Annotated in this window: 15 protein-coding genes; 4 read left to right on the top strand and 11 right to left on the bottom strand. The window is 38.0% G+C overall.

Going from position 1 to position 13,263, the window contains the following annotated elements; translation table 11 throughout:
- Positions 1-182 precede the first annotated feature (182 nt).
- From HNQ85_RS00455 to gpr, 3 genes are all read right to left on the bottom strand, one after another.
- A complete protein-coding gene (locus tag HNQ85_RS00455; protein WP_181536456.1) occupies positions 183-530 on the bottom strand; it encodes a YqxA family protein in 348 nt (115 codons plus the stop codon).
- A 31-nt stretch (positions 531-561) separates the two neighbouring features.
- Positions 562-1,761, bottom strand: a complete 1,200-nt coding sequence (gene spoIIP, locus HNQ85_RS00450) for a stage II sporulation protein P (protein WP_181535160.1) — start codon at positions 1,759-1,761, stop codon at positions 562-564.
- A gap of 82 nt (positions 1,762-1,843) precedes the next feature.
- Positions 1,844-2,962 carry a GPR endopeptidase gene (gpr, locus tag HNQ85_RS00445; protein ID WP_181535158.1) on the bottom strand — a complete coding sequence of 373 codons (1,119 nt, stop codon included), beginning with the start codon at positions 2,960-2,962 and terminating at the stop codon, positions 1,844-1,846.
- Between the two features lie 214 nt (positions 2,963-3,176).
- Between gpr and rpsT the strand changes: the two genes are divergently transcribed.
- Positions 3,177-3,443, top strand: coding sequence for a 30S ribosomal protein S20 (rpsT, locus tag HNQ85_RS00440; protein WP_181535156.1), 267 nt, complete (start codon positions 3,177-3,179; stop codon positions 3,441-3,443).
- Between the two features lie 228 nt (positions 3,444-3,671).
- On the opposite strand, the gene holA is transcribed toward rpsT, so the two are convergent.
- Entirely contained in the window at positions 3,672-4,694 is a 1,023-nt protein-coding gene (holA, locus tag HNQ85_RS00435) for a DNA polymerase III subunit delta (RefSeq protein ID WP_181535155.1), read from the bottom strand.
- A gap of 288 nt (positions 4,695-4,982) precedes the next feature.
- Here holA and HNQ85_RS00430 point away from each other — a divergent pair, with 288 nt between their 5' ends.
- Positions 4,983-5,117, top strand: coding sequence for a YqzM family protein (locus HNQ85_RS00430; RefSeq protein WP_044894739.1), 135 nt, complete (start codon positions 4,983-4,985; stop codon positions 5,115-5,117).
- A gap of 356 nt (positions 5,118-5,473) precedes the next feature.
- Here the strand turns inward: HNQ85_RS00430 and HNQ85_RS00425 are convergent, their stop codons facing one another.
- The 3 genes from HNQ85_RS00425 to HNQ85_RS00415 form a co-directional block, all read right to left on the bottom strand.
- Entirely contained in the window at positions 5,474-7,783 is a 2,310-nt protein-coding gene (locus HNQ85_RS00425; RefSeq protein ID WP_181535153.1) for a DNA internalization-related competence protein ComEC/Rec2, read from the bottom strand.
- A gap of 145 nt (positions 7,784-7,928) precedes the next feature.
- The gene (locus HNQ85_RS00420; RefSeq protein ID WP_181535151.1) at positions 7,929-8,390 is read right to left on the bottom strand and encodes a ComE operon protein 2; all 462 of its coding nucleotides are present in this window, start codon (positions 8,388-8,390) and stop codon (positions 7,929-7,931) included.
- A gap of 58 nt (positions 8,391-8,448) precedes the next feature.
- Positions 8,449-9,063 (bottom strand): helix-hairpin-helix domain-containing protein, encoded by a 615-nt coding sequence (locus tag HNQ85_RS00415; protein ID WP_343046467.1) that lies wholly within the window; start codon positions 9,061-9,063, stop codon positions 8,449-8,451.
- Between the two features lie 103 nt (positions 9,064-9,166).
- Between HNQ85_RS00415 and comER the strand changes: the two genes are divergently transcribed.
- Positions 9,167-9,997 carry a late competence protein ComER gene (gene comER / locus HNQ85_RS00410; protein ID WP_181535149.1) on the top strand — a complete coding sequence of 277 codons (831 nt, stop codon included), beginning with the start codon at positions 9,167-9,169 and terminating at the stop codon, positions 9,995-9,997.
- Positions 9,998-10,364: 367 nt separating this feature from the next.
- Positions 10,365-10,796, top strand: coding sequence for an RND transporter (locus HNQ85_RS00405; protein ID WP_181535147.1), 432 nt, complete (start codon positions 10,365-10,367; stop codon positions 10,794-10,796).
- A 234-nt stretch (positions 10,797-11,030) separates the two neighbouring features.
- On the opposite strand, the gene HNQ85_RS00400 is transcribed toward HNQ85_RS00405, so the two are convergent.
- Genes HNQ85_RS00400 through HNQ85_RS00385 form a run of 4 tightly spaced genes read right to left on the bottom strand, consistent with a single transcriptional unit; the run spans position 11,031 to position 13,261 of the window.
- Positions 11,031-11,774, bottom strand: coding sequence for a class I SAM-dependent DNA methyltransferase (locus HNQ85_RS00400; protein WP_181535145.1), 744 nt, complete (start codon positions 11,772-11,774; stop codon positions 11,031-11,033).
- Positions 11,774-12,127: a ribosome silencing factor gene (gene rsfS / locus HNQ85_RS00395; protein WP_181535143.1), complete on the bottom strand. Its 354-nt coding sequence runs from the start codon at positions 12,125-12,127 to the stop codon at positions 11,774-11,776. Before rsfS ends, HNQ85_RS00400 begins: the two co-directional genes overlap by 1 nt.
- Positions 12,124-12,702: a bis(5'-nucleosyl)-tetraphosphatase (symmetrical) YqeK gene (gene yqeK / locus HNQ85_RS00390; RefSeq protein WP_181535141.1), complete on the bottom strand. Its 579-nt coding sequence runs from the start codon at positions 12,700-12,702 to the stop codon at positions 12,124-12,126. The genes rsfS and yqeK overlap by 4 nt, the downstream gene beginning before the upstream one ends.
- Positions 12,689-13,261 carry a nicotinate-nucleotide adenylyltransferase gene (locus tag HNQ85_RS00385; protein ID WP_181535139.1) on the bottom strand — a complete coding sequence of 191 codons (573 nt, stop codon included), beginning with the start codon at positions 13,259-13,261 and terminating at the stop codon, positions 12,689-12,691. The genes yqeK and HNQ85_RS00385 overlap by 14 nt, the downstream gene beginning before the upstream one ends.
- Positions 13,262-13,263: the final 2 nt, after the last annotated feature.

Raw genomic sequence — 13,263 nt, 5'->3', positions numbered from 1 at the left:
ACAGAAATTTTCTAGTGCATAAAGAAAACTTAGCAACCATTGTACATTTGCAGTTTTCATATTCATTTTCATAAAATAAAGAACTGACCCATAAGTGTCCGACCTCCCGCACAACCAACAATATTTTATCCATTCTTAATGGTTGCGGGGCCTAACACTTTTCTTTCGGGTCAGCTCAGTCTCTATTGGTTATCATGAAATAATCGATCAGCGATATTAAGCAATTGTTTGATTCCGGAGCGAACTCCATCCGCTAATTGTTTACCAAGTTCGGAAAATAGATTAAATGTTTTCATCTCTTCCAACTTTTTCTTTTTTTCTTCTAAATCTTCACCTTTGATTGTGTTTCCCATAATAGAAGCGGCTATTTCTCCTTTATCATCCTCTGAAAAACGAATCACCTCTTGAAACGATGGATCATCGTACCCTTTCATTTGCTTCAATCCTTTATTTGCTTGCTGCATCCCTAGTAAAACTCCAACGAATAAAATCACAACTGCTACACAAAAATGAACGGTAAATTTGATCATCACCCTGCTACTCCCTTGTAAAGTTTTCTGCTTATTTTTTTTGTCCAGATGCTGGGGATTGTACTTTTTCCGCTTGCCAGTAATACTCGCTAAACACATCGGCAACAGCCGAAGCGGTGCGGAACAATTCTTCAAACGTATTATCTACACCGCCAAATTCAATTAAAATAGCATTTTCGGATAAATCTTGATTGAACTTTCCGTTCGTCCCCGCTCCTTTTTTCTGAATAACTCCCTTGCTAAGACCAGGATATTTTTGTTGTAGCAATTCATGAAGATCTTTGGCAATTTGCAAGTTCTTTTCATATTTTGCATTGTTTCCACCAATAATAAATACAATACGTGCATAATTACGACCATTAATAGTAACTGTTGTATCATTTCTACGCCGAGTATCGCGATGAATGTCGATGAAGTATTGTAAGTCACGATTTTTCGTCATCGCCTCCTCTACGGTTTTTCTTGACACATCATATGCTTGATAGTATTTCATTCCGTTTTTTACTAATTTATCGATAAAATCCTCCGTATTTACTTCAGCACCAATTCCCCGCTTCTCCATTTCCTCCGCGAGTTTCTCCCCGACTTTCGTTACATTGACCGTTGGATGAAAAGCAGCATCCAAATCAGTTACTCCTTTTAAAGCTGGTAAATATGATTCATGTGTATGAGTATGATAAATATAGACCACTTTTTTTCCATTTGTCGTCATTTTAGGAGGCGGCACCGGTTTCTCTTCGCTCGATTTCTCTGCCTGTCCTAAGCTTTCAACAGAGGCTTCGCGCTCAGCAAGCATCACTTCAAGTGGTGGCGCAGACTCGTATGGCATATTTGTATAATCCAATCCCTCACCTGCAACGATAATTTCGCTATCAAAAATAGAAAAGCCTGGTAGTTCACTACCTAGCAAGCTGCGGGGATCTTCCAGATTAACGCTTGTCATCATTTCAAACATCATTGAAGAGTACTTAGGTTTCCTTTTTTCCACAGGTAATACTTGTGAAAAATAATGATTTTCAAAACTAAACAAATGAACAAAAGCTTCCCCGGGAAAATGAGTTGCTACATTGTTCACCGAGGAAGATGTAATTCGATATTCGGGCTTCAATGATGTCATCACCCCAACAACTGTAAACATCATCATAAACCCTAAAATCGCTAACATAACAATTTTTTTGATGCTTGTCCCATTGACCGTTATCATCATTTGCTGAGAACGAAATCTCCTCATGTTCTCACCCTTTCCAAGCTTGTCTACTAATTTAACAGTATGATCAAGCTAGAAAAGATAGAACATGTTTACACATTTTTCATTAATGAGTATAAGCTCCTGTATTATATTGATCGATATCGTTATGAAGGGCCGCATTGAGTCCACTCGCGAGAATATTCGCCATATCTTCAATAAACATATCTACCTCTTTCGGTGTGACCATAAGATTATGGCCAAGAGGTGCTAAAACTTCATGAATAAACTTCCGCTTTTCCTCATCACTTAACGTTCCAATCATTCCAAGAAAAGCAGAACGATGTTGTTCGTTTGGCATGTCTTCTTCTGTCAATACTTTTCGTTCACCAAATGTCAACCCCGCTGGTGTAAGCGCACTTGATGGACGTTTTCCTTCTTTGATTTCTCTGCCAAAGTGCTTCAGCATAAAGTCAATTGTATCGCTCGTAATCGATACGGCATCAACAACGGTAGGAACACCAATCGCAATGACAGGAATACCGAGCGTCTCTTTACTCAACTCTTTTCTCTTATTTCCAACTCCTGAACCAGGATGAATGCCTGTATCAGAAATCTGAATCGTTGCATTGACTCTTTCAAGAGAACGCGCTGCCAATGCATCAATCGCAATAACAAAATCTGGTTTTGCTTTTTCAACGATCCCGCGGATAATATCGCTCGTTTCAATTCCCGTCATCCCCATTACCCCTGGAGCAATTGCACTAACAGAACGAAAGCCATCCGCAACACTTTCTGGTTGAAGATGAAATAAATGCCTTGTAATGAGCAAGTTTTCGACAGTCAACGGCCCGAGTGCATCTGGTGTTACATGTTCATTTCCAAGCCCAACAACAAGACAGCTTGCATCTTCAGGAATATTTAACTTTTTTAAAAATGTAGAAAATTCTTTCGCGAATACTTTCTCTACCTTTCTTTGTAGCTCTGTATCATGTTCACGAATTCCTTGTGCTTCAATCGTTAAGTAAATCCCTGATTTTTTGCCAATGGATTTTGCTCCTTGTTCCGTTACCTTCACATAGGAAAGTTTAATCCCGTCTATTTCACGGTCTTGAATAATGACTCCTTCAATATGTGAATGAGTTTCACTCTTTTGTTCCAATCGTTCTTCAACAGCGATTTCATGCGCTTCAACTGCTAAATCGGTTCTAACAGAATACAGGCTTAAATCTAGTGAACGTGTCATCGTTTTCCACCTCAAAACTGTCATTTTTATGTATTTTCACCGTTTTCACTCCTTTTCATTCTTGCCTTTTTGGAAAGAGAGTAAGTATTTTCAACGGATTAGTATTGCATAATTGAAATCAGTTTGATAGAATATCACTTGTTCTTAATAAGTTCATTCGATCGCGAACAATCGAGCTTATCATATTCTCGACAGCATTACGGAGGTGAAAATAATGCCAAACATTAAATCTGCTATTAAACGCGTAAAAACAAGCGAAAAGCGCCGCGCACAAAACGCTGCACAAAAATCTGCGATGCGCACTGCCATCAAAAAATTTGAAGCGCTTGTAGAAGCAAAAGACGTTGAGCAAGCACAAGCTGCGTTTGTCATTGCTTCTAAAAAAATTGATAAAGCGGCAAGCAAAGGTTTAATCCACAAAAATGCAGCAAGCCGTCAAAAATCTCGTTTAGCGAAAAAATTAAACAGCATTCTTGCTTAATCATGATAAAACGATCCTTTGAAAAGGGTCGTTTTTTATTTAGAAAAGCGAAGGCGAGCGCCTAACGCCGTATAGAAAATGTTCTTCCGACGAGAAGTGCTTGTCACTTCGAGGGGGAAGGTTATTTGGCACAGAGAGCTAGGCGCTGAAGCTAGACAACTAGAAAAGCGGAAGCGTCGCGATTACTCTTAAAGGTTATTCTTCGAAAACAAAAAAGAGCGGTTCGTTTTACCGCTCTTCATTTAATTTCATTAAGAACAACTCAACAATCAAACGCTTATCCATCAAACCGGCTTTCATCTGATAATCCGCTTCTGCTAAATCATTGATAATTCTCATTAACTCCTCCAATGAGAACAATTTAGCTTGTCCTAATGCCAATTTCACACGAAACGGATGTACTTTTAACAGCGATGCTATTTGCTGTTGACCATATCCTTTTGCTGCTAAGCTTTTCGCTTGATAAATGAGGCGAAATTGATTAGCAAGCAACGCTAAAATCTTAATCGGCTCCTCGTTATTCTGTAATAAATCATAAAAAGTGCGAAACGCTTCATGCAATTTACGCTGTACGACCTTTTCAATTAATACAAAGATATTTTGTTCCAATGAACGAGGAACAAGCAGCCGCACTGTTTCTTCTGTGATTGTTCCACCTTCTCCGACAAACAACGTTAACTTATCCAGTTCATTTGCCAATATCGTCAGAGTAGTCCCAGCAAGCTGTAATAACAAATCAACTGCTTCTTTTTGAATGGTCACGTTCGAAGATAGAAGATGCTCGTCAATCCACCGTCTTATTTCTTGTTCGTTTAACGGTGAGGCAACAAACACTTCTGCTCGTTTGAGTAACATCTTCGTAATTTTCTTTCTCTCATCGAGTTTCTCATACAATCCGGTAAAAACAACAACGGAAAAAGGAGATGGCTCTTCTATGTATTGTTCCAGTCGTTTCGTATTATGTTCGACTTTCTCTTTTCCTTTTTCCGCTGTCAAAAAATAAGGATTTTTCACTAACACTACTCTTTTATCGCCGAAAAACGGTAAAGTTTCCGCATCTTCAAGTGCGACCTCGACCGGCGTCTCTTCACAGTCATAAGCCGATAAATTGAACTCTCTCTCTTCTTCACGAATCGTTGATTGAATAATTAAATTATGCGTTTTGTTAATTAAAAATGGTTCCGTGCCGTATAATAAATAAACGGGAGAAACATGTCCCTGTTTAATTTTTCTCCAAAAATCAATCATCATTGTTCTCTGCTCCATTTCATGATCAAAACCGTTCATTATGTAAGATACAACGTTTCCTCAACTTTTACAAGGGGACCAGCTAACCGAAAAAAGCCGATCCCCCATTTATATAAACGCTGATCACTAAGTCCTAGGAACCTTAGTCATCAACGGTTATTATTAGTTTTTCCGGCCAAAGCTGAACTATTTGTGACAACTCTTGTCAGCGAAGGAAATGGACAATGTCGTATAGATTTTTTTTATTTTTTCGCTTATACTAATTAATGATTGCGTGAGGAGGGGTAACAAATGAACGAGTTTGAAAAAGATGTCAGATGTAAACGAAATGACGCAGTAGACTCTGCGGTTGGATTCATCGTTTCATTTGGATTCTTCGCAACGATGTTTATCATCGCAACATTAGTTAAGTTTTTTGGAGCGTAAATCCATTACAAGAAACGAACTACAAAAGGCCTAGGATGAAGTGATCGAAACGGTTTTTAGCCAGGCCGCCAGAGCATGAATGAATTCGCTTATAAAAGTCTAGTGGAACAAGTATAAGTTCTGTATGCAGATACAGAAGAAACTCTTAAGTACACTAGAACCTGCCGGTTTTAGTCGTGCAGAAATTCAGTCAGAAGGGACTGACCCAAAAGTGTCTGACACTCACGTGAAATCCATCATATAACGTTCTCATCGAACGTTATATATAATAATATGATGGTTGTAGGGTCTGACACTTTGCTTTAGGGTCAGCCTCTTTTTTATGTCTTGTTTCGATACGTTTTGTTATTTATATGCTATGGCAGCATCGTTGTAAAGGTTCCAGATTTTTTCGTATAAATAAATTGAATTGCACCATGCCAATCTGTCCGTAAAATGGTGATATTGTGCGCACGAAGGCGCTGAATAACCGTTTCGTGTGGATGCTGATATCGATTATGCTTGCCTACAGAAATGAGCGCAACTTTAGGCTGTATTCGCTTTAACAACGCTTCCGAAGTCGATGTATCGCTGCCATGGTGGCCCACTTTCAATACATCAGCACGCAAACTTGGAAATGCATGAAGGAGTTCTTTCTCTCCGCTTTCTTCTAAATCACCTGTAAACAGCCATGTCACCCCGCCTAAATTTGTATATAAAACAATGGAGCGATTGTTTTTGCTTTCTTCACTTTCTGTATTTGTTGGTGACAATACATAAAACGAGATGCCTGCTGCGTTCCACTTTTCCCCGCGACTTATTTCTCTTACAAAAACATGATGGCGCTTTGCTGCTTTTACTAATCTTTGCTGCAACCGATCTTTATTTCCTCCCTTTCCAATGAACAATTCCTTTACGGTGGTTTGTTCAATGATGGTTTGCGCCGCTCCCATATGGTCATAATCACCATGCGTAATAATTAACTTATCTAGCCTCGATACTCCTTTTGCCTTCAAAAAGGGAACAACCACATCGGCTCCAACTTCAAATTCATCTTTCCGTTTTCGCCAAGACGGTTTCGAAAAAGAAACAACACCGCCTGTATCAATTAAATACACTCCTTTTCGATATGGCAGTTCAATATAAATACAATCTCCCTGTCCTACGTCAAGCAAAACAACCTCTCCATAACGATCCAAATAAGGAGTGAACCAATCAACAATGATAACGCATACCAGAAAAAATACGCCCTTATATTTTCTCCATCCTTGACTCATTTTTTCAAACTCGACAAAAACAAATAAAATCGCTATACAATAAAAAAACAACATCAACGAAGACGGACGTCCCAATGTCAATGAGAAAGAGGAATGAACAGCTAAAAATTCGATTAGTTGATTTGTCAAAAGCAATATTTTTTCCAGCATAAAAATAAATAACTTGCCAACTGGTGTAAATAAATAATGACCTATTAATGAAATGAGCGATAACGGTAAAATAATAAACGAATATAGCGGAACAAAAACGAGATTTAGTGGAAAGCTGAGAAGAGAAATTTCAAAAAAATGATATAAGAGAAGCGGAAGTGAACTAAGTTGGGCAATTACGGTTGTTGACACTAATTGAAGCAAAGGTGAAGATTGTTGCAAAATCATGTGAGAAGATAAAATAAGCCCTAAAGTGGCAATAAATGATAATTGAAAGCCTGCTTGAAATAAAGCATAAGGATTCAATAGCAGCATAATGATACACGTTGTGCTAAGCGAATCAATCAGAAGCAGTTTTGTCGGCCACTTCAGGCTGATTAACACAATACCCGCCATTAACGAAGCGCGCACGACTGACGGAGAAGCGCCTGTCAGAACTGTATATAGAGGCAAAAGAAAAATGAGAAGCAGTGCAGCTGTTTCTCTAGTCATTCCAATACGGATAGCCAGAAAAAAACTCATACCTATTAACATTGTTACATGCAGTCCGGAAATCGCCAGAAGATGGATTAAACCTAGCTTTTGATACCCCTCAAGAATCGTTTCGCTCATCTGCTCTCGTTCACCGTAGACGAGTGCTTGGACAATACCGATTGTCGCTGAAGGGAAATATTGTTCGATATAAGCAATTCCTTTTTCTCTCACGGCTATAAGCTTTTCATAGAAGCTAAGAGGAGTAGAACGGCAGTGATCTAGAGAAAGAGTATGTGGTTTCAGCAGCCAATGAATGCGTTGAAAGTATAAATATTTTTTATAATTAAAAGCATAAGGATTTCTCGCTGCTTCCGGAACTTCTAACACTCCTGCAAATGAACACACCATTCCAACTGAAAGAAGCGACAATTTCTTTTTTTCTTCTTTCGAACGAATCCGATAACTTATCTTCACTTTTTCCCGTTGTGGTGTTTCTGCTGTTCCTATTAACCTGTCGCCGTCAATTGTAACGGGCGTAACCAATCTGACAGAAAATTGTGTCATCGTATCTTTTAACATTGTTCGATTTTTCCCATCTATATAAATAAAATACACATAAAACACTATCATTGCTGCCAGACAAAACAAACATATTTCGCGTTTCCGAAACAGTAAAAAAAGAAAATAAACCGAAGATAAAATAAGAGGATACACATGAAGAGAAAAGTAGCCGAGAAGAATGCCGAAAATCGCGGACAGAGCAATATAAATGAAATTTCCTTTCATCTTTCAAAAATCCCCTTTTATATATGTAAAGCTGCCAAGTCTGACCCATAAGTGTCTGACCTCACGCACATTTCACATATATCTTTCATTGATCCGAATATTATGTTGTGAGGTCTGACACTTTGCATGGGTTATCCTCTTCCTTTTATGACTTGTTTAAAAAAGAAAATACTTTCGTTGAATCAAATGGAACTTGTTCAACATGAACGTTTGCTTGTTTAAAAAGTTCGATGGCATAAGGATGGTTTTTATAATCCTGCGCATAATAAACCGCTTTAATACCGCTTTGAATAATCGCTTTACAACAGTGCAGGCACGGAAAATGGGTGACGTATATTTCCGCTCCTTCTGTGGGTACGCCAAATTTTGCACATTGAATAATCGCATTCATTTCCGCATGAATGGTACGGACGCAATGATTATCAATGACATAGCAACCTTCGTCAATGCAATGGGCACCACCAGCAATCGAACCATTATACCCTCCAGCAATAATTCGTTTATCGCGTACAATTGTTGCCCCGACTGCTAGGCGTGTACACGTGCTACGCATCGCGAGCAAATGGCTTTGTGCCATAAAATATTGATCCCACGTAATTCGTTCCATAAAGCCTCTCCCCTTGCATGAATAAGCTCAGTATAACAATAGTTTAGCGGGGTTTCATTTATCGTACAACCACTTGATCCTTTATTTTCTCTAGCGATTTCTCACCAATCCCGGTCACATTTAATAAGTCTTCTATTTTTTGAAACGATCCATGTTCTTCTCGGTAAGCGATAATCGCCGCTGCTTTCGCTGGACCGATGCCGTGAAGCTGCTGCAGTTCTTCCACCGTTGCCGTATTAATATTTACTTTCCCCTCATTTGCAGTCGAGGTTGTTACTGAATCTGAAATGACCGATCCGCTCGCCTCTTCACCGATTTTGGGCACATATATAACCATCTCATCATGAACTTTCGCCGCAAGATTGACCTTTGTTTGGTCTGCTTCCTTCGTAAATCCACCTGCTAAGGCAATCACATCTTTTACACGGTCTGTTTCTTTGACTTCGTATACGCCTTGATGAACGACCGCTCCCTTAACATCTACGAATATAGTCAAAGCTGTTTTTTCGTCGTTTTTTTCTTTCTTCTCTTCTATTGTTTCGTTCGAAGTTACTGCTTCATCCAAAAGTAATGGTTCACCATCGTACCGCTGTTGGCTAAACCAAAATAACACAACAACCGTTAATGATAATACAATGGATAACTGCATTTTATATTTCTTTATGATTTCCACTTTTTTTATCACCCTTTCCAATTTAATCATAAAAATAAATAAATTCTCATACATATCGTTTAGAAGGAAAGCATCGGTTTCGCTGTAAAGGAGGGATTGACTATTGAATATAGGATTTATTGGGACGGGAAATATGGGGAGAATTTTGATTGAAGCCTTTGTTGAATCAAAAGCAGTAGACCCAAGCCAGCTTGTGATTACAAACAGAACGATGGCTAAGGCAATGGATATACAAAAAAGCTATCCTGAAATCAAAGTCGTTTCAAGTGGAGAAGAAGTCATTGAACAAGCCGATCTTATTTTTATATGTGTCAAACCGTTAGACATTCACCCCCTTTTAGTTCGCTTATCTTCCCGCTTAACAGCGCGGCATTGTATCGTTTCTATTACAAGCCCGATTACAGTAAAACAGCTCGAATCTCTTGTTCCTTGTTATGTTGTCCGAGTGATTCCAAGCATTAATAACCGTGCTCTTGCCGGCAGTTCACTCGTTACATTTAGCGAGCGATGTGCACCACATTACCGAATATATATAGAACAATTATTTAAAAAAATTTCTCAACCTTCCTATATCACGGAAGACATTACAAGGGTCGCTTCCGACATTGCAAGTTGTGGACCTGCTTTTTTTAGTTATTTACTGCAACGCTTTATTGAAGCTGCTGTGCAAAAAACAGCAATTACAAAAGAGCAAGCGACTACGTTGGCAAGCGACATGATTATCGGTTTAGGGGAATTATTGAAAAAAAGAGTATACACACTTCCAACGTTACAAGAAAAAGTGTGCGTAAAAGGCGGAATTACAGGCGAAGGCATTAAAGTACTAGAAAAAGAACTCGGGGAGATATTTGAACATGTGTTTGAAAAAACGCACGAGAAATTTCGTGAAGATATTGAACAAGTGAAAAAACAATTTGATAGTAATATTCCATAAAAAAGAGAAGATTCCTTCTTGATTTCATAAAAAATAACCATCGAATATGATCGAATGGGTTCATTTCAGAGGTGCAAACAATTAAATCACAAATAAAAACACACAGAATTTCGCAATAGAAAGCTCTGTGTGTTTTTATTGATTGATCTAGATTTTTAACGCATCAACTAAAAAATACAAGCTAAATCGCATCCTTATTCCCAAGCAATGAGATAATGATTAGAGGATGTGTGAATAACCTGTGATTTTGTACGTGAACTTGTAACTCCGTTAAAAGGTTATTGGATATTTATGTTAAAATAATTATAGGAAATGATTAAGCTAACTGGACAGTTCAATTTATTAGGAAAAAATAAAGGGAGATTCAATGAAGAACAAAAGTCATTTAAAAACAATTAACTGGTTTATTTTCGGACTTCTTATTTCAATAGGAGTTATTACAGCAATCATCACACTATTAGATTTAAATAATTTAAATGATACAACACAATCTTTAGATGGCAGGCAATCCCGTGCTGAATTCCGTTGGAGTTCTATGCACACAGCTATGACAGTTGTATTACTTATCCTTTCGACTTTTCTAGCTATAGGTTGGAAGCGTTTATTTCCTTTTAATGTTCCCATTGCTTTAATAATAGCTGGTTTCTATTATGAGTTGTTCTTCCTTACATTTACTGTAGGATGGGTTGGCATTCAAGGAATGATTGGGTTATTACTCGCTCTACTAACAGGAGTAATTTTAATAATTTCTCATTCTGTTTTCATATTTATTAAACGGAAAAAAGCCATTAAAAGTTAACGGTTCTTTAGTTATTACAAATTTGAAGTTTCAATTCTCCATTTCTGAACTAAGGGGGCGATAATTGAATAAGGGTTAGTAAAAAAATGAGCTTGGAGAAACTTCTCTAAGCTCATTTTTAATGTGAATGGTTCTGTGAATTTATTGGTGGATATTTTGCCATTTATCCTGTGATTTAACATGTGTTTTACTTTTTTGTACCTCACAAGTGAACCCACTAATATCGATCGATAGCTATTTTTTAGCAACGAAAAAAATTCTTTCTGATGTTTCAGTTGGAAGTTCATCGGTAAAATCCGCACTAATGTCCAACACTTCAAATCCAGTGGACAAAAGCCATTGTTTATATTGCTCAATCTCATACGTACGTTGCATATGCCATTCATCGAAACGCTCATACATACCGTTAGGCCGCTGAACAAAGAAAGTAAGTTCATGTTCTACACTGTATGGAACGTCTCCAGGGAAGCAGTTCCAAATATAACTGATTTTCTCTTCATTGTTCGCAAATGTTTGATTGGCAAACACATGCTCCATTTTATAAGTAGAATGAACATCAAACATGAACAAGCCTCCATCATGCAGATGCTCATAAATACGGGCAAATGTTTGTCTTACTTCCACTTCACTTTGCAAATAATTAAGAGAATCACAAAAGATGACAACACAATCAAACGGGGAAAATCCCTCTAGCTCCATCATATTTTGCTGAAAAAACTCAACCAGTACTCCGCTTTTTTCTGCTTTTGCTTGAGCAACAGCCAGCATATCTTCTGATAAGTCAATCCCTGTTACTTGAAAGCCATCTTGGGCAAGCCGTATCGAGAGCTCGCCCGTACCACAGCCAACATCGAGCAAACGCGTAGAGCTAGCTCGTCCATATCGTTTCACTTTTTTCTTTACAAAATCTCTCCATGCCTCATATGGAGCATCATTCATTAAATAGTCATACAAATAGGCGAATTGTTCGTATGCCATTACTGCAAATCACTCGCTAAATCTTCGAGCGGCGCATCGCCCCAAAGGCGCTCTAAATTATAATAAGCGCGTTCATCTTTATGAAACACATGGACAACAACATCGCCTAAATCCACTAAAACCCACTTAGCTTCCTCAAATCCTTCTAAACGTTTGACAGGAATTTGCTGTTCTTCTGCCTTTTCTTTAATTTCTCGAGCAATTGCCTGCACTTGTTTTTCAGAGTTCCCATGACAAATCATAAAATAATCAGCTACAAGGGAAATACTCTTCATATTTAATGCCACAATGTCTTCCGCTTTTTTATCGTCTGCAGCTTTTACTGCTACACTTAAAATTTCACGTTCTGTCATCTAGCTGATTCCCCCTTTAATTCCATAATTAATGAATTATAAGTATAAAATGTATCCGGATAGATAGCTTGATTTTTGTTCATCAAAAATTGAATCGTATTTTGCAGGGCTTTTATTAACGCTTTATTTAAATCTTGCTTAGCTAGTTCGCGAACTTCGTCCACTCCTGGAAAAACGCGGCCTGGTTCAATATAATCAGCTACATATACAACTTTTTCAAGCAACGTCATATCGCGACGTCCTGATGTATGATAGCGAATCGCATCTAATATTTCCATATCGTTAATTCCTACTTCTTTCTCTACTAAATATGCCCCAACCGGTGCATGCCAAAGCTCAGTATTATATAAAAGCAAATCTTTCGGCATATTTTGCTCTAAAATGATTCGCTTCATCTCTTCTTTCGGGCGAAATTTCGCATAATCATGGAAAATGGCCGCTAACTCCGCCTTTTTCACGTCAGCTCCATATTGTTCTGCTAAAGCAATGGCTGTCTCCATCACACCGATTGTATGTTGATAACGATGTTCCGTTAGTTGTTTTTTGACAATTTCTAACGCCTCATGTCGCTCCATATAACTCCTTCTCCTCAATGTATAATTTTACATTCTCCGGCACTAAATATTTAATGCTTTTTCCTGTTTTAATCCGCTTGCGAATTAAAGAAGAGGAGACACCAAACTCCGGGACTTCCACTTCAATAATCGGATAAGAAGTCTGCAGTGAGAAGCCCGGACGTTTGACACCGACAAATGTGACAAGTTGAATGAGCTCATCAATTTTATACCAATTCGGCAAATATTCAACCATATCAGCACCAATAATAAAATAAAATTCGTAGTTTTTATATATATGTTTCAACTTACAAATCGTTTCATACGTATAAGATGGACCTTCTCTCTCAAGTTCAATCGTTTGAATTTTAAACTGCGGATGATCATCAATGGCTAATTCAAGCATTTTCAAGCGATCGAAGCTGTCCGTTACTTTTTTTCTTTGTTTATGAGGAGGGATACGGTTTGGCATAAACCATATTTCAGACAAGTTTAAAAATGTTAACACTTCGTTCGCCATTAATAAATGTCCGTTATGCGGCGGGTCAAATGTTCCGCCAAAAATGCCGATTTTTTTCATCT

Source organism: [Anoxybacillus] calidus (genome assembly GCF_013760845.1).
GTDB lineage: Bacteria > Bacillota > Bacilli > Bacillales > Anoxybacillaceae > Paranoxybacillus > Paranoxybacillus calidus.
Note: the sequence above shows the minus strand (reverse complement) of the source record. Positions and strands in the feature narration are given on the sequence as shown.

Coding starts and splice junctions, on each gene's coding strand:
- HNQ85_RS00455 (WP_181536456.1), bottom strand. CDS start 530: ATGATCAAATTTACCGTTCATTTTTGTGTAGCAGTTGTGATTTTATTC.
- spoIIP (WP_181535160.1), bottom strand. CDS start 1,761: ATGAGGAGATTTCGTTCTCAGCAAATGATGATAACGGTCAATGGGACA.
- gpr (WP_181535158.1), bottom strand. CDS start 2,962: ATGACACGTTCACTAGATTTAAGCCTGTATTCTGTTAGAACCGATTTA.
- rpsT (WP_181535156.1), top strand. CDS start 3,177: ATGCCAAACATTAAATCTGCTATTAAACGCGTAAAAACAAGCGAAAAG.
- holA (WP_181535155.1), bottom strand. CDS start 4,694: ATGATGATTGATTTTTGGAGAAAAATTAAACAGGGACATGTTTCTCCC.
- HNQ85_RS00430 (WP_044894739.1), top strand. CDS start 4,983: ATGAACGAGTTTGAAAAAGATGTCAGATGTAAACGAAATGACGCAGTA.
- HNQ85_RS00425 (WP_181535153.1), bottom strand. CDS start 7,783: ATGAAAGGAAATTTCATTTATATTGCTCTGTCCGCGATTTTCGGCATT.
- HNQ85_RS00420 (WP_181535151.1), bottom strand. CDS start 8,390: ATGGAACGAATTACGTGGGATCAATATTTTATGGCACAAAGCCATTTG.
- HNQ85_RS00405 (WP_181535147.1), top strand. CDS start 10,365: ATGAAGAACAAAAGTCATTTAAAAACAATTAACTGGTTTATTTTCGGA.
- HNQ85_RS00400 (WP_181535145.1), bottom strand. CDS start 11,774: ATGGCATACGAACAATTCGCCTATTTGTATGACTATTTAATGAATGAT.
- rsfS (WP_181535143.1), bottom strand. CDS start 12,127: ATGACAGAACGTGAAATTTTAAGTGTAGCAGTAAAAGCTGCAGACGAT.
- yqeK (WP_181535141.1), bottom strand. CDS start 12,702: ATGGAGCGACATGAGGCGTTAGAAATTGTCAAAAAACAACTAACGGAA.
- HNQ85_RS00385 (WP_181535139.1), bottom strand. CDS start 13,261: ATGAAAAAAATCGGCATTTTTGGCGGAACATTTGACCCGCCGCATAAC.